Source organism: Pedococcus badiiscoriae, assembly GCF_013408925.1.
Lineage (GTDB): Bacteria > Actinomycetota > Actinomycetes > Actinomycetales > Dermatophilaceae > Pedococcus > Pedococcus badiiscoriae.
Map to the genome: position 1 here is coordinate 321,997 of NZ_JACCAB010000001.1, position 22,715 is coordinate 344,711.

The following is a 22,715-nucleotide window of genomic DNA, read 5'->3' on the forward strand; positions in this document are numbered from 1 at the left end:
AGCGGATCCGGCCGGGCTAGAGGATGACGAGGTCGTCGCGGTGGACGACCTCGCGCTCGTACTCGGGACCGAGCTCCTTGGCCAGGTCGTGGGTCGAGCGGCCGAGCATGCCCGGCAGCTCTGCCGAGCTGTAGTTGACCAGCCCCCTGCCGACCACGCGCCCCTCGGGGGCGCACAGGTCCACCGGGTCGCCGTCGGAGAACGTGCCCTCGACGCCGGTGATCCCGGCAGGCAGCAAGGACGTCCGCCGCTCGGTCACGGCGCGGACGGCTCCGGCGTCGAGCAGCAGCCGGCCCATCGGAGTGGTTGCGTGGGCCAGCCACAGCTTGCGCGACGTGCGCCGCGAGCCGGTGGGGACGAACACCGTGCCGACGTCCTCGCCGGCGAGGGCCCGCTCGACCTGCGACGCGCTGGTGAGCACGGTGGTGATCCCGGCCGCGTTGGCGATGGAGGCCGCCTCGACCTTGGTGATCATGCCCCCGCTGCCGACGCTCGAACCCGTGCCCCCGATCGTGATCGCCTCCAGGCCCGCCCCACCGACCACGGTCGGCACGCGCGTCGCGCCCGCGCGACTCGGCGGCCCGTCATACAGCGCATCGACGTCGGTGAGCAGGACGAGCCCGTCCGCGTGCACGAGGTGGGCCACCAGGGACGCGAGCCGGTCGTTGTCGCCGAACCGGATCTCGTGGGTGGCCACGGTGTCGTTCTCGTTGACGATGGGCACGATGCCCAGCTCGAGCAACCGGTCCAGCGTGCGGCGGGCGTTCGTGTAGTGCGACCGCCGGGTCACGTCGTCGGCCGTGAGCAGCACCTGCCCCACCGTCAGCCCGTGGACGCCGAAGGCCCGCTGGTATGCCGCCACGAGGGCTCCCTGCCCCACGCTGGCCGCCGCCTGCTGGGTCGCGAGGTCCCACGGTCGCCTGGTCAGCCCCAAGGGCGCGATCCCCGCCGCGATGGCGCCCGAGGAGACGAGCACGACCTGCTGCCCGGCGAGGCGCCGGGCGGCCAGCACGTCCACGAGGGCCACCAGCCGCTCCTCGTCGAGGGCTCCTCCCCCCACGTCGGTCAGGCTCGACGAACCGACCTTGACCACGAGGCGCCGGGCACGCGCCACGTCGCCCCGGCGGTCAGCGGTGCTCATGCCGCCGAGCTCATTCTTCGGCGTCCTCGTCCTTCGCCGTGGCCCAGTGACCGGCCCGGCGCTCGGCCGCGAGCTCGTCGCGAGCGGCGGTCTTGGCCGCACGTCGCTCGGCGTAGTCGGCGCGCTTGTCGTCCCGGGTCGGACGGGCGGCCTCCTCCAGACGCAGGTCGGTGCCCCGCGCCCCCAGCAGCTCGGCGCCCGCCACGAGGGTCGGCTCCCAGTCGAAGACGACGGCGTTGTCCTTGGGACCGATCAGCACCGTCGCTCCGGCCACGGCACCGGCCTTGAAGAGGGCTTCCTCCACGCCGGCCCGGCCGAGCCGGTCGGCCAGGTAGCCCACGGCCTCGTCGTTGGAGAAGTCGGTCTGGCGGACCCAGCGGGTGGGCCGCTCACCCTCGATGCGGAAGACCTCGCCGTCGGCGGTGTTCTCGCGGATGATCGTGAAGCCGGTGTCGTCGACGGCCTTGGGCCGGATCACGATGCGCTGCGGGGCGGCCGCTGCGGCAGCCTCGATCTCGGCCCGGGCGGCCTTGACCTGCCGGGCCATCGCGAAGGTCAGCTCGCGCAGGCCGGTGTGCGCCACGGCGGACACGACGAACACCTCGATGCCGCGCGCCTCGAGGTCGGGCTTGACCATGTCGGCCAGCTCCTGGGCATCGGGGACGTCGGACTTGTTGAGCACCACGATGCGGGTCCGCTCGGCCAGGGGGCGGCCCCCCAGGGTCGCATCCGGCACGTACTGGGCGAGCTCGCGCTCGATGACGTCGAGGTCGGTCATCGGGTCACGACTGGGCTCGAGCGTCGCGCAGTCGATGACGTGCACGAGGACCGAGCACCGCTCGACGTGGCGCAGGAACTCCAGGCCGAGGCCCTTGCCCTCGCTGGCGCCGGGGATGAGGCCGGGCACGTCGGCGATGGTGAACCGGGCGTCCCCGGCCTGCACGACCCCGAGGTTGGGCACCAGGGTCGTGAACGGGTAGTCGGCGATCTTCGGCCGGGCGGCGGACAGCACCGACACGAGCGAGGACTTGCCCGCGGACGGGAAGCCGATCAGCGCGACATCGGCCAGCGACTTGAGCTCGAGCACGATGTCCAGGGCATCACCGGGCTCCCCCAGCAGGGCGAAGCCGGGGGCTTTGCGGCGGGCGGAGGCGAGCGCCTTGTTGCCCAGGCCCCCGCGCCCCCCCTTGGCGACGACGAACTCAGCGTCGAGGCCGACGAGGTCCATCAGGACCTCCCCGGAGGCGTCCTTGACGACGGTGCCCTCGGGCACGGTGAGCACCAGGTCGCCGCCGTCAGCGCCGTTGCGCTCGTCCCCGGCGCCGGGCTTGCCGTTGGTCGCCTTGCGGTGGGGGTGGTGGTGGTAGTCGAGCAGCGTGGTGACATTGGGGTCGACGCGCAGGATGACGTTGCCGCCCCGCCCGCCGTTGCCGCCGTCAGGCCCACCGAGCGGCTTGAACTTCTCGCGCTTGACCGAGGCAACTCCGTGTCCGCCGTCGCCGGCAGCGACGTGCAGCACGACGCGGTCGACGAACGTGGTCATGGGGCTCTTCTTTCTGGTCGGGTGGGGCAAATCCTAGGTGTGCCCCGGAAGACGTGCGGAGGGGGCGGGCCCGTGTCGGGCCCGCCCCCTCCGGTGCGGTGCGGCGCGTGGCGGGGCCACGCGGCATACCGAGGATCAGCTGGCGTCCGAGGTCTCCAGCGGGACGATGTTGACGACCTTGCGCCGACGCTTCGTGCCGAACTGGACGTTGCCCGCGACGAGCGCGAACAGCGTGTCGTCGCCGCCACGGCCGACGCCGTCACCGGGGTGGAAGTGCGTGCCACGCTGGCGGACGAGGATCTCGCCCGCGTTCACGAGCTGGCCGCCGAAGCGCTTGACGCCGAGGAACTGTGCGTTCGAGTCGCGACCGTTACGGGTCGAGGACGCACCCTTCTTGTGTGCCATGTCAGTACCTGCCTATGTCTTGTTCTGGTCCGAAACTCAGGCGTCGATCGAGGTGATCTTGACCTGGGTCAGGTGCTGACGGTGGCCCTGACGCTTCTTGTAGCCCGTCTTGTTCTTGTACTTCATGATCGTGATCTTCGGGCCCTTGGCGGGCTTGACGACCTCGGCCTTGACGGTCACCTTGGCGAGCTTGTCAGCGTCGCTGGTCACGGTCGAGCCGTCGACGACGAGCAAGGGGGTCAGGTCGATGCTGTCGCCGGCCTTGCCGCTGACCTTGTCGATGATGAGGACGTCGCCGACGGAAACCTTCTCCTGGCGACCACCAGCGCGAACAATCGCGTACACGTGGAACTCTTTTCTTCTTCGGGAGGCACGCGCTCTCTGTCTGGACCAGCCGACAGCTACCCGCTCGCGCGGACGCCGGATGGTGGGCGCACCAAGGATGAAGATTACCGGCTAGGGGCCTTGCCGACCAAACCCGCGGTCGTGCGGCACACGGGCAGGTCACCCACCCGTATGCCGCAACGGCTCAGGCCTGCTCGGCCGCCGCCTCCGCGGACGGGCCGCCGTCGGCCTCGCCGGCCACCGCACGGGGCGGTCCGGCCGGTGCCACGACGCGGCCGCGCTTGCGGCGCTTCGGGGTCTGTGCCACCGGCTCGGGGGCTGCTCGGACCGGTTCGGGGGTCGGTTCGGGGGTCGGTTCCGGCGTCGGTTCCGGCGCCGGCGCAGCCGCGGCCTCGGGAAGCGCCTGCTCGAGGTGCTCGCGCACTTCGAGCACAGGAGTGTCCTGCCCGACCTCGCCGAACCCGTGCTCCTGCGGGTGGTCGTCGTCGTGGCCGTGGTGGTCGTGGTCGTCGTCGTGGCCGTGGTGGTCGGCGGACTTGAGGGCCGCCGCGTGGGCCGCGGCGGCGATCTGCGCCGGGGTGGGACCGGAGTGGACCGGCTGCGGCGGGGCCTCTGCCTCGGGAGCCGAGGAACCGGAGCGCCCGCGCCGGCCGCGGCCGCTGCGGGAGCTCTGGCCGCTCGAGCCGGCACCCTGACCGCCACCGCTGTCACGGCCGTCTCGGTTGTCCCGGTTGTCCCGGCCATCGCCGCCGGACGACCTGTCGACCGGGTCGGCGTGCACGATGATGCCGCGTCCGCCGCAGTGCTCGCAGGTCTCGGAGAAGACCTCGATGAGGCCCGATCCCACGCGCTTGCGGGTCATCTGGACCAGGCCCAGGGAGGTCACCTCGGCGACCTGGTGCTTGGTCCGGTCGCGGCCCAGGCACTCCAGGAGGCGGCGGACCACGAGGTCGCGGTTGCTCTCCAGGACCATGTCGATGAAGTCGATGACGATGATGCCGCCGATGTCGCGCAGCCGGAGCTGACGCACGATCTCCTCGGCTGCCTCGACGTTGTTCTTGGTGACCGTCTCCTCGAGGTTGCCACCCGAGCCGACGAACTTGCCGGTGTTGACGTCGACGACCGTCATCGCCTCGGTGCGGTCGATGACCAGCGAGCCGCCCGAGGGCAGCCAGACCTTGCGGTCCATGGCCTTGGCGATCTGCTCGTCCACGCGGTAGTGGGTGAACAGGTCCTCCTCGGAGGTCCACCGCTGGAGACGCTCGGCGAGGTCGGGGGCGACGTCGCCGAGGTAGTCACTGACCTCCGCGTAGGCCTGGTCGCCGGCGACCACGAGGGACGTGAAGTCCTCGTTGAAGACGTCGCGGATGACCCGGACGGTGAGGTCGGGCTCCCCGTGGACGAGGGACGGCGCCCCGCCCTTGGCCTTGCCCTTGGAGTCCGCCTTGGCCTTGATCTTGTCCCACGTCTTGGTGAGGCGCTCCACGTCCGCGCGCAGCTCCTCCTCGCTGGCCCCTTCGGCGGCAGTGCGCACGATGACGCCGGCCCGGTCCGGGACGACCTCCTTGAGGATGCCCTTGAGGCGGCTGCGCTCGGTGTCCGGGAGCTTGCGGGAGATGCCGGTCATCGAGCCCTCGGGCACGTAGACCAGGTAGCGGCCGGGCAGGGAGATCTGGCTGGTCAGGCGAGCGCCCTTGTGGCCGATCGGGTCCTTGGTCACCTGCACGAGCACGGTGTCACCGGACTTGAGGGCGTTCTCGATGCGCTTGGGCTGGTTGTTCTCCAGGCCGGCGGCATCCCAGTTGACCTCACCGGCATACAGCACGGCGTTGCGGCCCTTGCCGATGTCGACGAAGGCGGCCTCCATGGACGGGAGCACGTTCTGGACCCGACCGAGGTACACGTTGCCGGCCATCGACACGTTGGTCTCGCGGGACACGTAGTGCTCGACCAGGACGTCGTCCTCGAGCACGCCGATCTGGGTGCGGCCCTCCCGCTCCCGGACGACCATCACGCGCTCGACGCTCTCGCGGCGGGCCAGGAACTCGGCCTCGGTGATGATCGTGCGGCGACGGCCGGCCTCGCGGCCCTCGCGGCGACGCTGCTTCTTGGCCTCGAGGCGGGTCGAGCCCTTGACGCTCTGCGGCTCGTCGCGACGAGCCTCGCGCACGCGGGTCACGGTGCCGGGCGGGTCGTCCCCCTCGGCGGAGGACCCGCTGCGGCGACGGCGACGACGACGACGGCTCGACGAGGCATCGCCGTCCCCGGGCTGGTCGTCTCCGGCGTCGGAGTCGGGGCCCTCGGTCGAGGACTCGTCGCCCTCTGCGGACTCGGAGTCCGCGTCGGAGTCGGTCTGCCCACGGCCACGGCCGCGGCCCTTGCCGCCGCGGCGACGCCGGCGGCGACCGCCGTCGGAGCCGCCCTCGGTGTCGTCGTCCGCGTGGCTGTCGTCACCCTGGTCGGCGCCCGAGGCGTCCTCGGAGCCGTCCGCGCTGTCGCGCGTGGCCTCAGCCGGGGAACCGGTCTGCTGCCTGGTCCCGCGGCCGCGGCGACGGCGCGGAGCGGGGCCCTGCGCCACCTCGTCGACCGCGACGTTGTCGGTGTCGGTGGTGTCCTGGTCGGCCGTGGCGGCCTCGTCGGGCGCGGTGGCCGGGGCGTCGGCTGCTACCTGCGGCGGTCCGGCGGCCTTGGTGGCCGCTCTCCGGCGGGTGGGACGGCCAGCCGCCGGGTCCGGCGCCTGGAACAGCACCCCGAAGCTGGGCACGACGGCGGTCGCCTGGTCAGTCGCGGCCTGCGCCGTGTCCTCGTCAGTGACCTCGTCAGTGACCTCGTCGGTGACCTCGGGGTCGTCCGTCGCCTCGTCCTCGGAGGTGCCGACGACGCCCTGGGAGGGCGCCGGCTCGGCCGCGGCGGAGCGCGCTCGACGGGACCTGGTCCTCGGGGCACGGGCAGCGGAGTCGGTGTCGCCTGCGGTATGCGGCTCGGCGCTCGTGTCGGTGCTCGTGTCGGTGCTCGTGTCGGTGCCGGCGTCCGCCGCCTCGTCGGCCGCGGCCGACGAAGCCTTCACGGCCTTGGCAGCCTTCGCGGGCGCCGCCTTCGTCGCCGCGGCCTTCTTCGTGGTCTTCTTCGCCGCGGCCTTCTTGGCCGTCTTCTTCGCCGGCGCGGGCTCGTCGGCGGCGTCCGTCACGTCGGCGGAGCCGGCGTCAGAGGCGTCAGAGCCGGACTCGGAGTCGACGGAGGCGTCGACCGTCGCCGGGGCGGACGCCTTCGTGGTGGCCCTGCGGGCGCGCTTGCGGGCCGGCGCCGGGGCGCTCACGTCGCCCTCGGCAGCGGGCTCCGGCGCCGCAGCGTCGGCAGTCTCCGCGTGGTTCGAGGCGAACAGGTCTTCGTTGGAGGCCATCCGTGGCGCCCTTCCGTCACCCACGGGCGAAGGCCACACCGAGAGTCCGGAAGACTCTCCCATCGGCCATGTGGTGCGCGGTGTTGCGTCGTGTCGGTGGCGGGTGCCGTCGGCACGGAAGTCGGGTGGGCTACGCCCGTCGAGGCTCGCGCAGTTCGCGCGGCACCACGTCAGGCGCCGTCGTCGTCCTCGTCGGCAGCCAGTGGATCAGCCACCCCAGCGGTTGCGGGTCGCAGCGGGCCTTGCGCCAGTCGAGTCACCAGGGGTGGCATCGGTGGCGTGAGCTCCGTGGCTGCTCGCAGCGCGGTCAGGACGTCGTCGGGGCGTACGGCCGGTGTGGTGTGCCGTACAACCACCCGCAGTATCGCACAGTCAGGGCGCTCGGACGGCGCGGTGGTCATCGACACGACGGCCGATCTCACGTCGAACGTCCTCGGCCCGGTCTTGAAGGTCCTGCTGACCTCGACCCGGTCGAGCGCGAGGAGCTGGTCGGCGGCCTGCTGCAGCTGTGCCTCGGTCAGGCCGGGGAAGTCCATCACCCAGTCGCTGCCCTGGAGCCGGTCGGCGAGTGCGCCCTGGGCGGCCTCGACGACCTCGAGCACGTCCAGCCCCTGGGGCAGTGCCTCGTCGAGGGCCGCCCGCACCGACTCCGGGTCGACCCGTTCGGTCACCGAGATCTCGAAGTACTCGGCCTCGCTGGCCGTCCCGGTCGGGGCCGCGTTGGCGTAGCTGATCTTCGGGTGCGGGTGGAAGCCGGCGGAGAACGCCATCGGCACCCCGGCCCGGCGCAGGGCGCGCTCGAGCGCCCGCTGGAAGTCCCTGGTGGAGGAGAACCTGAGCCGCCCCCGCTTGGCGTACCGGACCCGCAGCTTCTGCACCGCCAGGGCGGGTGGGGGTCCTTCGGGAACGCGCTGCCTGGCCATGGGGAAAGCCTAAGGGGCCCCCGCAGGCGGCTTCGCCACGCGGCATACCGGACTGGCCACATCGGGCCATGGTGGGGCGGAGCAGACCGTGCCACCGTGGACTCGTGGCGGCGGGAGACGTCCTGCGCGACGTCGTGGAACGCACGGTGGTCTCCGACCACGTGGGCAAGTCGGGGGCCGGACTCGAGCGGGTCCGGCTCCGGGACGGCCGTGCGCTGGTGGTCAAGCGGGTCGATCCGCAGCACGACGTGACCCTCGCCCTGACGGGCGGCGGCCCGTCCCGGGAGTTCCTGCTGTGGCGCGACGGGGTCTTCGACCGGTTGCCGGCGGGGATCGGTCACGCGGTCGTGGACGGCTGGGTGGAGGGCGACTGCACCGTGCTCGTGCTTCGCGACCTGGGTGACCGCGTCCTGTCCTGGGACGACAGGCTGTCGGCCGACCGAGCCGCACGGACGATGACGGCGATCGCCTCGCTGCACCGCTCGTTCCTCTGCCATCCGCCACCCGGCCTGGCACCCCTGGACCTCGTCGTGACGCTGTTCACGCCCCGGCGCATCCGGGAGGCGGCCGTCGCCGACGTCGACCTGATGCGGCTGGCCCTGCGGGGGTGGGAGCTGTTCGCGGACGCCGTCCCGGCCGATGTAGCCGGCCCCGTGCTCGCCCTGCTCGACGAGCCCGCACCCTTGGTCGCCGCCCTGCGGCGGGCGCCGACGACGCTGGCGCACGGTGACCTCGCCACGGTCAACATGGCCTTCGAGGGCGATGACCTCGTCCTCATCGACTGGGCGATGGCGACGCAAGGACCCGGCACCCTCGACGTGGCCAGGTTCGTCGCCGGGTGCTCCTCCGTCGTGGATGCGACGAGGGAGGACCTGCTGGGCTGGTACCGCGCGGCGGCCGGGCCGGCCTGCGACGACCAGACCATGCACCTCGGGCTCCTGTCCGCCATGGTCTGGCTGGGGTGGAACAAGGCCCTCGACGCGGTGGAGCACCCCGACCCGGTGGTCCGGGCCCGGGAGCGCGCGGACCTCGACTGGTGGGTGCAGGCAACCCGAACGGCACTGCAGAGCGGAGCGATCTGATGGACCTCAACACGCTGTACCACCGCACCCTGGAGCACTGGGCGGACGTCGTCGTCGCCGTCCGGGACGACCAGTGGGACGCTCCCACGCCCTGCAGCGAGTGGAGCGTGCGCGACCTCGTCAACCACGTGACGTCCGAGGACTTGTGGACCGCTGAGCTCATGGGCGGCAGCACCATCGAGGAGGTCGGTTCGCGCCTCGACGGGGACCTGCTCGGCGACGAGCCGGTAGCCCGGTCCATCGACGCGGCGAAGGCGGCGACCACGTCCGTGGCCGAACGACTGCCCCGCGGTGGCACGGTGCCGCTGTCCTTCGGCGACACCGACGTGTCCGAGTACGTGTGGCAGCTCGCGTCCGACCATCTCGTCCACGCCTGGGACCTGTCGGCGGCGACCGGGACCGACCGGCGGCTGGACCCGGCGCTCGTGGCGGCCGTGGCCGGCTGGTTCGCCGAGCGCGAGGAGGCCTACCGCGGCGCCGGGGCCGTCGCACCCAGGGGCCTCTCCCACGGCGGGGGCCAGAGCGACCTGCTCGCCTCCTTCGGACGGGACTCGGAGTGGGGACCCAACCATGCCTGCGCAGCGCGGTTCCTGCGTGCCTTCGGCAACGGCGACCTGGATGCGATCATGCTCGAGATGACCCCGGACTGCGTGTTCGAGGCCACCGGTTCGGCGCCCGACGGCGTCCGCCACGAGGGAAAGGATGCCGTCCGCAGCGTCTGGGCCCAGATGTTCGCCGACACGACCGACCCGCTGTTCACGACGGAGGAGCAGGTCGTGGCGGGCGACCGCGCGCTGTTCCGCTGGTCCTACGGCTGGACCGAGCCGGACGGCGGACGCGGCCACGTCCGCGGGGTCGACGTCATCCGCTTCCGGGACGGGCTGATCAGCGAGAAGCTCTCCTACGTCAAGGGCTGACAAGCGCCGCAACGGATTCCGCACTTGCCTGCGACCGGCTCGGCCGGGGTCCTAGCGTGGGCGCATGCCCTCCATCGATCGCGCCCGGCTCACCATGCTCCTGGACCGTGAGCAGGCCGCCTACACCGACAACCACCCCCGCAGCCGCGCCCTGTTCGAGGAGGCCGGCAACCTCTTCGGCCGGGTGCCGATGACCTGGATGAACATGTGGTCCGGCGGCTTCCCGCTCTACCTCGACCGCGCCACCGGCAACCGGGTCACCGACGTGGACGGCCACACCTACGTCGACTTCGCCCTCGGCGACACCGGCGCGATGGCAGGCCACTCCCCCGCCGCCACGGTTGCCGCCGTGCAGGGCCGGGCCGGCGACCTCGGCGGGATCACGACGATGCTGCCGACCGCGGACGCCCAGTGGGTGGGTGCCGAGCTGGAGCGCCGCTTCGGTATGCCGTTGTGGAGCTTCACGCTGTCCGCGACCGATGCCAACCGCTGGGCGATCCGGCTGGCGCGGCTGGCCACCGGCCGACCCAAGGTGCTGGTGTTCGCGTACTGCTACCACGGCTCCGTGGACGAGGCGTTCGCGCTGCCCGGCCCCGACGGCAAGGCCCAGAGCCGTCCCGGCAACGTCGCTCCCCCGGTCGACCTCGCGGTCACGACCCGCGTCGCGACGTGGAACGACCTCGCCTCCGTCGAGGCGGCCCTGGCGCACGGCGACGTCGCAGCGATCCTGACCGAGCCCGCCCTGACCAACATCGGGATCGTGCTCCCGGACGAGGGGTTCCTGTCCGGTCTGCGCGAGCTCGCCACCCGTCACGGCGCCCTGCTGATGATCGACGAGACGCACACGTTCTCGGCCGGGTGGGGCGGCGCGACCCGCGAGTGGGCACTGGAGCCGGACATCTTCGTCATCGGCAAGTCCATCGGTGGCGGCATCCCCTGCGGCGCGTACGGCATCTCCCGCGAGGTCGCCGACGCGATCACCCGCCACACCGACGCCGGGGACGCAGACATCGTCGACGTCGGAGGCGTGGGAGGGACGCTGGCCGGCAACGCGCTCTCGACGGCGGCCATGCGCGCGACCCTCGGCGAGGTGCTCACGGAGCCCGCGTTCAGCCACATGACCGAGCTGGCGACGACCTTCACGGCAGGGGTCCAGGCCACCCTCGACGAGTTCGAGGTCCCCTGGTCGGTAAGCCAGCTGGGCGCGCGCGCCGAGTACCGCTTCGCGCGCCCGGCCCCCCGCAGCGGTGAGGAGTCGGCAGCGGCGGCCGACGACGTCCTGGACGCCTACCTCCACCTCGCCCTGTGCAACCGCGGCATCCTCATGACGCCGTTCCACAACATGGCCCTGATGTGCCCCGAGACCAGCCGGGCCGACGTCGACCTGCACACCGCCACCTTCCGCGAGGTCGTCGGAGCGCTCTACGCGTGAACACCCCCGGGCCGCGCCGGGCGGGCGACCGCTCGGCGCACGGCCCGGTATGTCCGGTGACGTCGCCCCGCCCCCGGCGTAACTTCGACAGGTGGACCACTTCAGCAGGAAGCGGCCCCTGCAACAGAGCGGAGGGTTGAGGTGTTCATCCAGATCATCCAGGGAAGGTGTCGCGACGCCGACGAGATGCACCGGCTCACCGACGAGTGGCGCGAGACCCAGGCGCCACGGGCCCAGGGCTGGCTCGGCGGGACCTACGGGATCACCGACGACAACGAGTTCGTGGGGATCGTGCGGTTCGAGAGCCGCGAGGCAGCGGCCAGGAACTCGACCAGACCCGAGCAGGGCGAGTGGTGGAGCCGCATGGAGCAGTGCTTCGACGGTGACGTGACCTTCCACGACTGCGACAACTCCATGATGTTCCTCGACGGCGGATCCGACGATGCCGGGTTCGTCCAGGTCATCCAGGGCCGGCTCGAGGACCCGGAGCGGTTCCGGCACTTCATGGAGCAGCCGATGGACATGCTCCACGAGCAGCGGCCCGAGATCATCGGCGGCACGGTCGCCATCGACGAGGACGGCTGGTTCACCGAGACCATCTCGTTCCGCAGCGAGGCCGAGGCGCGCAAGGGTGAGCAGCTCGAGATGCCCGACCCGCAGCGTGGTGAGTTCGAGCAGGAGATGGCCCAGGTGAGGGACATGCGCTACCTCGACCTGCACCGTCCCTGGTTCGCCAGCGCACCGGCCGCCGGGATGGCGATGAGCTGACGACCCGCACGGAGATGAGTGCGCCGCCCGCGTCCCGGCCTTGGGCCTGGGCGCGGGCGGCGCCAGATCCGGTGGCTCTCCGCACGAGCTTCCCGGGGTCCGGTGCGGAGAAGGGGTCCGCGACCGGGTGCGGTCAGGAGGAAACGACCGCTGCACTCATTGGACAACGGCGACAGCGACGGCCCCCATGACAACTGTCACCCGTTTCATGTGAGTTCCCTGGGGGCACTCAGCGGACTCTCAGCGTGGTATGCCGCGGGAACGCTGGGTCAGTGCGAGTGCGGTGCGCTGCTTGCCAGCATCGCGTCCCGACCCGCACCGAGGACCGTCAGCGGCAGCAGCGTCTTGCCCGTCGGGCCGACCTCGATGTCGGTGCCCATCTGGGGGCAGACGCCGCAGTCGAAGCACGGGGTCCAGCGGCAGTCGTCGACCTCGGTCTCGTCGAGCGCGTCCTGCCAGTCGGCCCACAGCCACTCCTTGTCGAGCCCGGAGTCGATGTGGTCCCACGGGAGCACCTCGGTCTCGCCTCGTTCGCGCGTGGTGTACCAGGCGACGTCGACGGGTTCCTGCGCCAGGGCCACGTCCGCGGCCTGCATCCACCGGTCGAACGAGAAGTGCTCGCTCCAGCCGTCGAACCTCCCGCCGTCACGCCAGACCTGCTCGATGACGCGGCCGACCCGCCGGTCTCCCCGCGACAGCAGTCCCTCGACGATGCCGGGCTTGCCGTCGTGGTAGCGAAACCCGATGGAGGAGCCGTAGCGGCGGTCGGACCGGATCGCCTCGCGGAGCTTGGCCAGCCGGGCATCGGTCTCCTCGGCCCCGAGCTGGCCGCACCACTGGAAGGGCGTGTGCGGCTTGGGCACGAACCCACCGATCGAGACGGTGCAGCGGATGTCCCGTCGACCACTGACCTGGCGGCCGGTCTCGATGACCTTCTTGGCGAGCTCGGCGATCTGGAGCACGTCCTCGTCCGTCTCCGTCGGCAGGCCGCACATGAAGTAGAGCTTCACCTGGCGCCAGCCGGCCCCGTAGGCCGCGGCCACGGTGTTGATGAGGTCGTCCTCGGACACCATCTTGTTGATGACCTTGCGGATGCGTTCGCTGCCGCCCTCGGGGGCGAAGGTCAGGCCGGAACGGCGACCGTTGCGGGTGAGCTCGTTCGCGAGGTCGATGTTGAAGGCGTCGACCCGCGTCGAGGGCAGCGACAGCCCCGTCTGGGTCCCCTCGTAGCGGTCGGCCAGTCCCTTGGCGATGTCGGCGATCTCGGAGTGGTCGGCGGACGACAGCGACAGCAGGCCGACCTCCTCGAACCCGGTGGCCGCGAGCCCGCGCTCGACCATCTCGCCGATGCCGGTGATCGAGCGCTCCCGCACGGGACGGGTGATCATGCCGGCCTGGCAGAACCGGCAACCACGGGTGCAGCCACGGAAGATCTCGACCGACATCCGCTCGTGCACCGACTCGGCCAGCGGGACCAGCGGCTGCTTGGGGTAGGGCCACGCATCGAGGTCCATCACGGTGTGCTTCGAGACCCGCCACGGCACTCCGTGGGCGTCCGCCTGGGGAGCGACGCGCTGGATCCGCCCGTCCGGCAGGTAGGACACGTCGTAGAGCGACGGCACGTACACCCCGCCGGTGCGCGCCAGGCGCAGCAGCAGCTCGCGCCGGCCACCCGGCATACCCTGCGCCTTCCACGCGCCGATGTGGTCGGTGACCGCGAGCACGGCCTCCTCGCCGTCGCCCACGATGGCGGCGTCGACGAAGTCGGCGATGGGCTCGGGGTTGAAGGCGGCGTGGCCGCCCGCGACGACGATCGGGTCGTCGTCGGTGCGGTCCGTGGCATGCAGGGGTATGCCGGCGAGGTCCAGTGCGGTGAGCATGTTGGTGTAGCCGAGCTCGGTGGAGAACGACATCCCCACGACGTCGAAGTCACGCAGCGAGCGGTGGGCGTCGACGGTGAACTGGGGCACCGCGTGCTCACGCATCAGGGCCTCGAGGTCGGGCCACACGGCATACGTGCGCTCGGCCAGGGCATCGGGCTGCTCGTTGAGCACTTCGTAGAGGATCATGACGCCCTGGTTGGGCACACCCACCTCGTAGGCGTCGGGGTACATCAGGGCCCAGCGGGTGGTCAGCTCCTCGCCGCCGGGGCCGTGACCGCCGCAGTTCCAGTCCTTCACCGTCGAGTTCAGCTCGCCCCCGACGTACTGGATGGGCTTGCTGACCTGCTCGAGAAGGGGCTCGAGCAGCGGGAAGACGGAGGCACCGGGGGTCTGGGTCATGGTGGTACAAGGGTAACGGCGGCAGCCTCGGGCGCCGAAAACGAGCCGGTCAGGGCGCGGGGCCCCGGCCGAGGGTCGGACTTCTCACGTTTCTCACAGCAGCGCCCCCTAGCATCCGGCGGGTGCCCCGACACCACCCACCGCGGGACGGAGCCCCCGAGCCGATGGTCCGCACGTCCGCCAGGCACCGAGCCAGGCGGACGGCCTCGACGGTCGCCCTCGCGGTGAGCGTCCTGACCGCGGGGGTGGCCCTCGCGGCGACGCTCGGCGGGGTCAGGCCGCCCGACCCGGTCAGTTCGGCGTCGGATGCCTCCCCGGCGAGACCGAGCAGCCCGTCGGCCTCATCCCGAGTCGCGAGGTCGTCCGCCCCGGCCCCGCTCTCGGTGGTCGGTCTCGGCGACTCGGTCACGGCCGGGTCGAACTGTGCATGCGCATCGTTCGTGGAGCGCTACGGCACGATGCTCGCGGCCCGCGACGGACGCCCCGTCACGACGACGAACCTCGGGGTACCGGGCCTGACGACCGCGTCGCTGGCCCAGCAGCTGAGCGAGCCGGCACCCTCTGCCGCGGTGGCGGCCGCCGACACGGTTCTCGTGACCATCGGCGCCAACGACCTGAGCGCCCTCGAGGACCAGTGGGACAGCGGAGGGTGTGACGCAGCCTGCCAGGGGCCGGCGGTGGCTGCGATGGCGAGCAGGCTCGCTCCCGACCTCGCGCGCATCAAGGCTCTCGGCCACCCCGGCCAGCGGGTCGAGGTGACGACCTACTGGAACGTGTTCGAGGACGGGGACGTCGCGGACCAGCAGCGCGGGTCGGGGTTCGCCGACTGGAGCCACGGCGTGACCATGGCCGCCAACCAGGCGATCTGTGCGGCCGCACAGTCCTTCGGGGACATCTGCGTCGACCTCTATGTGCCGTTCCTGAGCGCTGACGGCACCCGCAACCCCACCCCGCTGCTGGCCGACGACGGCGACCACCCGAACGCGGCAGGTCACGACGTGATCGCCCGCGCCCTGCTCGACGCGACCCCCCGCTGAGGGCGCCACCCCGGCACCGGACCATCGAGCCAGGGCGGCCGTGGGTCAGGTGGTCCGCAGGTGGTCGGACAGGAAGTCCAGGGCCCGTGGCATCAGCGCCGACCACGTCGCGAAGTTGTGTCCCCCACCGGGGACGACCACGCTGGTCACGGACATCGGGGCGTGGACCAGGGAGACGAACCGGCGGGTGTCACGGATCCCGGTGGGACCGTGCTCACCGGAACCGATGGTCGCGAACAGCGAGACGGGGGGCGGAGGCTGGTGGCGCAGCAGCCAGACCGGGTCATTCAGGTCGCGCACCACCGGCGACCCACCCCAGAGATCGCCGGTCGTCCCGTCCTTGATGGTGTGGTAGTAGCCGGAAAGGGCCGCCCCCGTCGTGAAGACGGACGCGTGGGTCAGCAGGAGCTTGGTGGCGCAGTAGCCACCCGTCGAGTCACCGATCGCGCCCCAGCCCACCGGGGCGACACGCAGGGCCCTGGACACCGTCCTGGGGACGTCCTCACCGAGGTAGGTCAGCGTCTGGGGCCCGGCCGGGACGTCGGTGCACTCGGTGTCCCGTGGCGGCGCCACGGTCGGTCGCAGCATGACCAGGACCATCGGGCGCGCCCGGTGGGCAGCGATCTCCGACAGCAGCACATCGGGGTACTTGAACCGTGACACGAGCGCCCGCGTTGCGCCGGGATACCCCGTCAGCACCTCGACCCCCGGGAACACCGACCGGGCGTATGCCGGCTGGAAGTACTGCGGCGGCAGGTACACGAGGGCGGGCTCGGACAGCCCGCTGTGGGCTCCGGTGAGCCTCGTCGACTCCACCCGACCCCGCCTCGCCCACTGCGACGGGGGCGACCAGGTGTCCAGGCCCGACAGCGACGCGTCCTGGGTGAGCGACAACGGCAGCCCTGCGTGGTCCGGCACCGGGGCGGGGACGCTGGTGTGGGCCACGGGGACGGCCACGGTCGGGGTGCTGACCAGGTCGGACCACGTCCCGTAGAAGTAGCCGTAGTTGTTCAGGGCGGCGGCAACCAGCAGCACCGCGGTGACCTGCCCCGTCACGACCAGGGCGACCCGCTGGGCCACCCGCAGCGGCGCCGGACCCCGCACCCGGGACCACAGCACCAGGGCAAGGACGGTGCAGAGCACGGTCGCCATCCCCAGCGTGGCCAACAGCGGCCAACCCAGCAACGGCATTGAACTCTCCTCGAAACGGGCCCACGACGGGGCCACCCCCTCCAAGCATGCGTCATGGCTGTTGAGAGCAGGCTGATAGCCGGGCGGTGGGTCCCTGACCGACCCCTGCGGCGATACTGGCAGGGTGCCGAGCACGGCCGAACGAGTGGCTGAGGCGATGCAGGCTGTGCCCCGTCTGGCCTTCCTGCCGCTGGACCAGCGACCCCACAGCGAGCGCGACGCGCCGCTCCCGATCGGTCACGGGCAGACCAACAGCCAGCCGACGACCGTCCGCCAGATGCTCGAGCTGCTCGACGTCCAGCCCGGCGACCGCATCCTCGACGTCGGCTCGGGGTCGGGCTGGTCCACGGCCCTGCTCGCACACCTGACCGGCCCGACAGGCGGGGTGACGGGCATCGAGCGGGTCCCCGCCCTGGTGACCTTCGGGGCCGCCAACCTCGCATCGAGGGGTATGCCGTGGGCCCACGTCGAGGCGGCGGTGCCAGGGGTGCTCGGGCACGCGGCACACGGTCCGTTCGACCGCATCCTGGTGTCGGCCCAAGCGCGGACCCTACCCGCCGAGCTCGTTCGGCAGCTGGCACCGCGCGGGGTCCTCGTCATCCCCGTCGCGGGACGGATGCTGAGGGTGGTGGCACGCGACGACGGGCCGACGGTCGAGGAGCACGGCTGGTACCGCTTCGTGCCCCTCGTGACCGACTAGCCCTTCCGCGCGGTCTACTGGGTGTCGTAGAGCGCGTCGAGGGTCGCCTGGTACTTCTCGCTCACGGCCTTGCGGCGCAGCTTGAGGCTGGGGGTGAGGTCGCCGTCCTCGATCGTGAGGTCGTGGTCGAGGATCGTGAACTTCTTGATCTGCTCCCAGCGGTTGAGGGTGACGTTGAGGTTGTCGATGTACACCTGCACCATGTCCCGCACCGCCGGGGAGGTGACGATCGCGCGGTAGTCGCCGGTGACGCCGTGCACGGCGGCCCACTCCTTGATCGCGTCGGCGTCGAGGGTGACCAGCGCCGTCACGAAGTTGTGGTCGGCCCCGTAGACCATGAACTGGCTGACGTACGGGCACAGCCCCTTGAAGGTCGACTCGATGAGGGACGGCCCGACGTACTTGCCTCCGGACGTCTTGAAGAAGTCCTTCTTGCGGTCGGTGATCGTGAGGTAGCCATTGGCGTCGAGGGTGCCGATGTCACCGGTGTGCAGCCAGCCGTCGGGGTCCTTGGCCTCCGCGGTGTCCTCGGGCTTGTCGTGGTAGCCCTCCATGACCCCGGGCCCGCGCAGGAGCACCTCACCGTCCTCCGCGATCCGGACCTCCGTGCCGGGCAGCGCCCAGCCGACCGTGCCGATCACGTTGCTGGCCGGGCGGTTGACGAACGACGCGGCACTGGTCTCGGTCAGGCCGTAGCCCTCGAGGATGACCAGGCCGACGGAGTCGAACCACGTCGCGATGTCCTTGTTGAGCGCCGCGGAGCCGGAGATGAAGAAGCGGATCCGGCCGCCGAAACGCTCGCGCACCTTGTGCAGCACCAGGCTGTCGGCGACGGCGTGCTGACGGGCCAGCAGGCCGGTGGGCTCCTCGCCCCTGGCGCGCAGGTCGGCGACCTTGGCGCCCACACCCGTAGCCCACCCGAAGAGCTTGGCCTTCACGCCACCCTCGGTGGCGACGGTGGTCGTGATCCGCGCGTAGGCCTTCTCGAAGATGCGCGGCGCCGCCCCCATGAACGTCGGCTGCACGACGGCCAGGTTGTCCACGATCTTGTCGACGCGACCGTCGATCGCGGTCGGGAAGCCCACCTGCAGTGGCAGCGTCAGCAGCACCTTGCCGAAGACGTGCGCCAGCGGCAGCCAGAGGTACTGCAGGTCGCGGGGGTTGAGGATCCCGATCGAGTCGACTGCCGCGGCCTCGTAGACCCAGGCGTCGTGGCTGAGCCGGACGCCCTTGGGGCGCCCGGTGGTGCCGGACGTGTAGATGATGGTGGCGAGCTGGTCCTTGGTGAGGGCGTCGATCCGGTCGTCGACCGCCGAGGAGTTCGTCGTCAGCAGCTCGGCGCCCATCTGCTCGAGCTCGTCGAGGCTGATCACCCAGTCGCCGTCGGACGTCCCGTCGATGGTCACCACGCGGGTGATCTCGGGCAGGTCGACCCGCCGCTCCCACAGCTTGCCCACCTGGTCGTCGTCCTCGGCGAACACGACGACACTGCCCGAGTTGGCCAGGATGTACGCCACGTCCGGGGCGATCGTCGTCGGGTAGATGGTCGTGGTCGCGCCCCCGGCACACATCACGGCCAGGTCGCTCAGGGCCCACTCGTACCGCGTCGACGACGCGATGGCCACCCGGTCCTCGGGCCGCACGCCCAGGGCGATCAGGCCGGCCGCGAGGCGGTAGGCGCGCTCGCGCACCTGCGTCCAGGTCACCGACGACCAGGCCCCGTCCTCGGCGAAGCGGAACGCCTCCGCCTGCGGCGTCGTGGCGACCCGGTCACGGAACAGGTGGGCGACGGTGGCGGCGCGCTGCTCCAGGACGGCGGTGTTGACCCGCTCGTTCGAGGCGGCGGCTCTGGTGGCGATGGCCTGGGGTGCGTGAGTCGACATGGACCGTCCTCGGCTCGGTGACAGCAGTGCGGTGCTGACAGCGGTGTGCGTGCGACAGGGGCTTGCCGGGATAGTGCCATGCACCGGCGGCCCACGGGAGGGATCCTCCGCGATTGTGGCCAAAGAGTTTGCAGGTGTGCTGCCCGGGGGGTCAGCGCCGACCCGCCGCCGCCACGTGGGCGTTGTTGACCAGGCCGACCGCCAGCCAACACGCGAACATCGAGGAGCCGCCGTAGGACAGGAACGGCAGCGGCAGTCCCGTGACGGGGGTGATCCCCAGGTTCATGCCGACGTTCTCGAAGACCTGGAACAGGAACCAGACGGCGACACCCGAGGCCATCAAGCGGCCGAAGGCGTCCTGGGCCCGGGCCGCGACGAGCACGGCGCGAAGCACGACGAACCCCAGCAGCACCAGCAGGCCCGCGGCACCGAGGAACCCGAGCTCCTCCCCCGCCACCGAGAACACGAAGTCGGTCTGCTGGTAGGGGATGAACCCGCCCTGGGTCTGTCTCCCCTCGAACAGTCCCTGCCCCTGCCAGCCCCCGGAGCCGATCGCGATGCGCACCTGACGGGTCTGGTATCCGATGCCCTGAGGGTCCGCCTGCGGGTTGGCGAAGGCTGTCAGCCGGTCACGCTGGTAGGCGCTCAGGACGGGCGTGGTGAGCGCGACGACGACCCCGGCCACCACGAAGGCGGTGGCCGCGGCCAGGTAGCGCTTGGGGGTGCCCGCGACCGCGATCACGCCGAAGGCCAGCGCGCCGAGCACGGTGGCGGACCCCAGATCGGGTTGGAGCATCACGAGCCCGATGGGAACGGCGGCGACGACGACCGCCAGCAGCAGGTCACGGACGTCGGGCTCGGCCTGTCGGTCGATCCGCTCCCCCAGGATGATCGCAAGGCCCAGGCACAGGGCGACCTTGGCGAACTCCGACGGCTGCACCGAGAAACCCCCGGGCAGCAGGATCCAGGAGTGCGACCCGTTCACGGTCGAGCCGACCGGCGTGAGCACCAGCACCAGCCCCGCGACCGACACGAGGTAGAGCAGCGGCGCCAGCGCTCGCAGCAGCTGGTAGCCCGTCCTGGTCACAGCCGCGGCGAGCGCGACCCCCAGGACCGTGTTGAAGAGGTGCCGGACCAGGTAGGCCGACCCCGCCTGGTGCCGGGTCGCCGACCAGACGAGCAGTGCCCCGACCAGGGAGAGCCCCAGGGCCGCCACGACGAGCCCCCAGTCGCTGCGGCCCCACAGCGCCGCGCCGCCGCTCGCCCTGGACCAGGTCCCGCCGGGGCGGGACCTGGTCATCAGGACGGGACGATCGAGGCGAGGACCTGCCGGCACTTCTCGATGTCCCCGGCCATGGCCGAGAGCAGCTCGTCGATGGAGTCGAACCGCAGCGTGGGACGGATGTGCTCGACGAACTCGAGCGTGACCTCCTCGTCGTAGAGGTCGAGGTCGGTGCGGTCGAGCACGTAGGCCTCCACGGTCCGCACCGTCCCGTCGAAGGTGGGGTTGGTGCCCACCGAGATCGCCGCCGGCAGGGTGCGCTCGGGGTCCTCGGCGGGCTTGGCCACCCGGGTGAGCCACCCGGCATACACGCCGTCGGCTGGGACGAGTCCGAGCGAGTCGGCGGCGAGGTTGGCGGTGGGGTAGCCCAGCTCGCGACCCCGGTGGGCGCCGTGGACGACCGTGCCGGTCATCCGGTGCGGGCGCCCGAGGATCGCCGCGGCGGCTGCCACGTCGCCGGCGGCAAGGTGGCGGCGGACCGCCGAGGACGACCACCGCTCGCCGTTGCCGAGGTCGTCCAGGACGATCACGTCGAAGCCGTGCTCCTCCCCGAGCGCAGCGAGCGTGGAGACGTCACCGGTGTAGCCCCGGCCGAACCCGCGCGCGTCCTCACCGACCACGATCGCGCTCACCCCGAGCGTCTCGACGAAGGTGCGGACGATGAACTCCTGCGCCGTCTGCTGCGCGAAGTCCTGGGTGAACTCGAGCACGAGCAGGCCGTCGATGCCGGTCGTCGCGAGCAGGTCGTCCCGCAGCCGGCCGGGCGCGATGAGCTCGAGGGTCTCGGGGTGGAAGATCGTCGCCGGGTGCGGGTCGAAGGTGACGGCCACACTCGGCAGGCCACGCGCGCTGGCCTCCTCGACCAGCCGCGCCAACACCGCCCGGTGGCCGAGGTGGACCCCGTCGAAGTTGCCGAAGGTGGCGACGGAGGGCCGGAGCCCCTCGGGGGTCTGGGCGGGATCGGTCCAACGGTGCACGGAGGACACTCTACGAACCAGCCGGGGCAAACACGACGTGCGCCCTGGCCTGTCGGCCGGACTCGTCGAGCACCGCGACCAGGCGGCCGTCCGGGGCGAAGGCCGCGACGGGCTCGGTGCGGCCCGGCTCGGCGGAGTCGACCCGCTGCCCGTAGCCCACCGCGGTGGTCTCGCGATCGGTGAGCTCGCGCACGGCGAACTGGGCTCGGGCGGCATCGGCCAGCAGGGTGACCGGGATCTGCTCGGGGTCCTCGATCCTGCCCAGGGCGTGGAGGCCGTGGGCCCGGTCGAGCGTGAACGCCCCGACCCGGGTGCGGCGCAGCGCGGTCAGGTGGCCCCCGACGCCGAGGTAGGCCCCCAGGTCGCGGGCGAGCGCCCGGACGTAGGTGCCGGAGCTCACCGTCACCTCGACGTCCACGTCGAGCACGGGTATGCCGGCCACCTCACCGGGGCGGGTCGCCAGGATGTCGAAGCGGCTCACCGTCACCGGCCGTGCGGGCAGGTCGACGTCCTGGCCCGAGCGCACCCGGTGGTAGGAGCGCTCGCCCTTGACCTTGATGGCCGACACCGAGCTCGGCACCTGCTGGAGGTCACCGGTCAGCCGTCGGACGGCCGCCTCGAGCTGTCCCGGGGTGACGGCGTCGGCGGCCGCGGACGAGGTCACCTCCCCTTCGGCGTCGTCCGTGAGGGTGGCCTGGCCCAGCCTGATGGTCGCGGTGTAGTCCTTGTCGCAGCCGACCAGGAAGGTCAGCAGCCGGGTGGCCCTGCCGATGCCGAGGACGAGCACCCCGGTGGCCATCGGGTCGAGGGTCCCGGCGTGGCCCACCTTGCGGGTGGCACAGAGCCGACGGGCCCGGCCGACGACGTCGTGGCTGGTCCAGCCGGCCGGCTTGTCGACGACCAGGAGGCCGTCAGGCGCGGGCATCCGCGCCGGTGTCCTCGATGCCGGCGGGCTCGACGTCCTCGTCGGACTCGGCGTCCTCGTCGGGCTCGGGCTTGCGGTAGGGGTCGGCGTCGCCGGCGTAGGTCGCACCGGCGGCCGCAGCCGCCACGGCCTCGTCGCGCTCCTTGGCCTCGCGCAGGAGGTCTTCCATGTGCGCCGCGGTCTCGGGGATCGCGTCGGCGAAGAAGTCGAGGCTCGGGGTGAGCCGGATCTGGATCTGCTGGCCCACGAACGACCTCAGACGGCCCTTGTTCTTCTCCAGCAGGGCGGCCGTCTTCTCACGCTGGGTCTCGTCACCGAAGACCGTGTAGAAGACCGACGCGTGCTGGAGGTCGCCCGTCACGCGGACGTCGGTGATGGTGATGAAACCGAGGTCCGGGTCCTTGACGATCGACACGACGTTCGCGGCGATGAGGGTCTTGATGCGGTCGGCGATCTTGCGGGCGCGTCCGGCGTCAGCCATG

The 22,715-nt window shown here is 71.7% G+C and carries 19 protein-coding genes; 6 read left to right on the forward strand and 13 right to left on the reverse strand.

The genetic code is table 11. The features are described 5' to 3' along the window. Positions 1-16: 16 nt before the first annotated feature. The 6 genes from proB to BJ986_RS01560 form a co-directional block, all read right to left on the reverse strand. Positions 17-1,141, reverse strand: a complete 1,125-nt coding sequence (proB, locus tag BJ986_RS01535) for a glutamate 5-kinase (RefSeq protein WP_179420399.1) — start codon at positions 1,139-1,141, stop codon at positions 17-19. A gap of 10 nt (positions 1,142-1,151) precedes the next feature. Further along, a complete protein-coding gene (gene obgE / locus BJ986_RS01540) occupies positions 1,152-2,684 on the reverse strand; it encodes a GTPase ObgE (protein ID WP_179420400.1) in 1,533 nt (510 codons plus the stop codon). A gap of 135 nt (positions 2,685-2,819) precedes the next feature. Then, positions 2,820-3,089 carry a 50S ribosomal protein L27 gene (gene rpmA, locus BJ986_RS01545; protein ID WP_179420401.1) on the reverse strand — a complete coding sequence of 90 codons (270 nt, stop codon included), beginning with the start codon at positions 3,087-3,089 and terminating at the stop codon, positions 2,820-2,822. Positions 3,090-3,125: 36 nt separating this feature from the next. Next, the gene (gene rplU / locus BJ986_RS01550) at positions 3,126-3,434 is read right to left on the reverse strand and encodes a 50S ribosomal protein L21 (protein WP_179420402.1); all 309 of its coding nucleotides are present in this window, start codon (positions 3,432-3,434) and stop codon (positions 3,126-3,128) included. A 184-nt stretch (positions 3,435-3,618) separates the two neighbouring features. Then, a complete protein-coding gene (locus tag BJ986_RS01555; protein WP_179420403.1) occupies positions 3,619-6,834 on the reverse strand; it encodes an Rne/Rng family ribonuclease in 3,216 nt (1,071 codons plus the stop codon). Positions 6,835-7,004: 170 nt separating this feature from the next. Then, entirely contained in the window at positions 7,005-7,757 is a 753-nt protein-coding gene (locus BJ986_RS01560) for a TIGR03936 family radical SAM-associated protein (RefSeq protein WP_179420404.1), read from the reverse strand. A gap of 104 nt (positions 7,758-7,861) precedes the next feature. On the opposite strand from BJ986_RS01560, the gene BJ986_RS16525 reads away from it, so the two are divergent. The 4 genes from BJ986_RS16525 to BJ986_RS01580 all read left to right on the forward strand — a co-directional run bounded on the left by BJ986_RS16525 (position 7,862) and on the right by BJ986_RS01580 (position 11,956). Continuing rightward, positions 7,862-8,839, forward strand: a complete 978-nt coding sequence (locus BJ986_RS16525; protein ID WP_179420405.1) for a phosphotransferase family protein — start codon at positions 7,862-7,864, stop codon at positions 8,837-8,839. Further along, on the forward strand, positions 8,839-9,756 hold the full coding sequence (locus tag BJ986_RS01570) for a TIGR03086 family metal-binding protein (protein ID WP_179420406.1): 918 nt from the start codon (positions 8,839-8,841) through the stop codon (positions 9,754-9,756). Before BJ986_RS16525 ends, BJ986_RS01570 begins: the two co-directional genes overlap by 1 nt. Positions 9,757-9,820: 64 nt before the next feature. Continuing rightward, complete coding sequence (locus tag BJ986_RS01575) at positions 9,821-11,188, forward strand: transaminase (protein ID WP_179420407.1); 1,368 nt, start codon at positions 9,821-9,823, stop codon at positions 11,186-11,188. Positions 11,189-11,329: 141 nt separating this feature from the next. Further along, entirely contained in the window at positions 11,330-11,956 is a 627-nt protein-coding gene (locus tag BJ986_RS01580; protein WP_179420408.1) for a hypothetical protein, read from the forward strand. Between the two features lie 269 nt (positions 11,957-12,225). On the opposite strand, the gene BJ986_RS01585 is transcribed toward BJ986_RS01580, so the two are convergent. Continuing rightward, positions 12,226-14,238, reverse strand: coding sequence for a TIGR03960 family B12-binding radical SAM protein (locus BJ986_RS01585; RefSeq protein WP_179420409.1), 2,013 nt, complete (start codon positions 14,236-14,238; stop codon positions 12,226-12,228). 122 nt (positions 14,239-14,360) lie between these two features. On the opposite strand from BJ986_RS01585, the gene BJ986_RS01590 reads away from it, so the two are divergent. Then, positions 14,361-15,275 carry a GDSL-type esterase/lipase family protein gene (locus BJ986_RS01590; protein ID WP_179420410.1) on the forward strand — a complete coding sequence of 305 codons (915 nt, stop codon included), beginning with the start codon at positions 14,361-14,363 and terminating at the stop codon, positions 15,273-15,275. A gap of 45 nt (positions 15,276-15,320) precedes the next feature. On the opposite strand, the gene BJ986_RS01595 is transcribed toward BJ986_RS01590, so the two are convergent. Beyond that, positions 15,321-16,466 (reverse strand): alpha/beta hydrolase, encoded by a 1,146-nt coding sequence (locus tag BJ986_RS01595; RefSeq protein ID WP_179420411.1) that lies wholly within the window; start codon positions 16,464-16,466, stop codon positions 15,321-15,323. A gap of 124 nt (positions 16,467-16,590) precedes the next feature. On the opposite strand from BJ986_RS01595, the gene BJ986_RS01600 reads away from it, so the two are divergent. Further along, the gene (locus tag BJ986_RS01600; protein ID WP_337794651.1) at positions 16,591-17,166 is read left to right on the forward strand and encodes a protein-L-isoaspartate O-methyltransferase family protein; all 576 of its coding nucleotides are present in this window, start codon (positions 16,591-16,593) and stop codon (positions 17,164-17,166) included. Positions 17,167-17,180: 14 nt separating this feature from the next. Here BJ986_RS01600 and BJ986_RS01605 read toward each other — a convergent pair whose 3' ends face one another. The 5 genes from BJ986_RS01605 to rbfA form a co-directional block, all read right to left on the reverse strand. Next, entirely contained in the window at positions 17,181-19,049 is a 1,869-nt protein-coding gene (locus BJ986_RS01605) for an AMP-dependent synthetase/ligase (RefSeq protein WP_179420412.1), read from the reverse strand. A 151-nt stretch (positions 19,050-19,200) separates the two neighbouring features. Next, complete coding sequence (rodA, locus tag BJ986_RS01610) at positions 19,201-20,349, reverse strand: rod shape-determining protein RodA (protein WP_179420413.1); 1,149 nt, start codon at positions 20,347-20,349, stop codon at positions 19,201-19,203. Then, positions 20,349-21,308, reverse strand: coding sequence for a bifunctional riboflavin kinase/FAD synthetase (locus BJ986_RS01615; protein WP_179420414.1), 960 nt, complete (start codon positions 21,306-21,308; stop codon positions 20,349-20,351). Before BJ986_RS01615 ends, rodA begins: the two co-directional genes overlap by 1 nt. 10 nt (positions 21,309-21,318) lie before the next feature. Then, positions 21,319-22,233 carry a tRNA pseudouridine(55) synthase TruB gene (gene truB / locus BJ986_RS01620; RefSeq protein WP_179420415.1) on the reverse strand — a complete coding sequence of 305 codons (915 nt, stop codon included), beginning with the start codon at positions 22,231-22,233 and terminating at the stop codon, positions 21,319-21,321. Next, a complete protein-coding gene (gene rbfA, locus BJ986_RS01625; protein WP_179420416.1) occupies positions 22,220-22,714 on the reverse strand; it encodes a 30S ribosome-binding factor RbfA in 495 nt (164 codons plus the stop codon). Before rbfA ends, truB begins: the two co-directional genes overlap by 14 nt. Position 22,715: the final 1 nt, after the last annotated feature.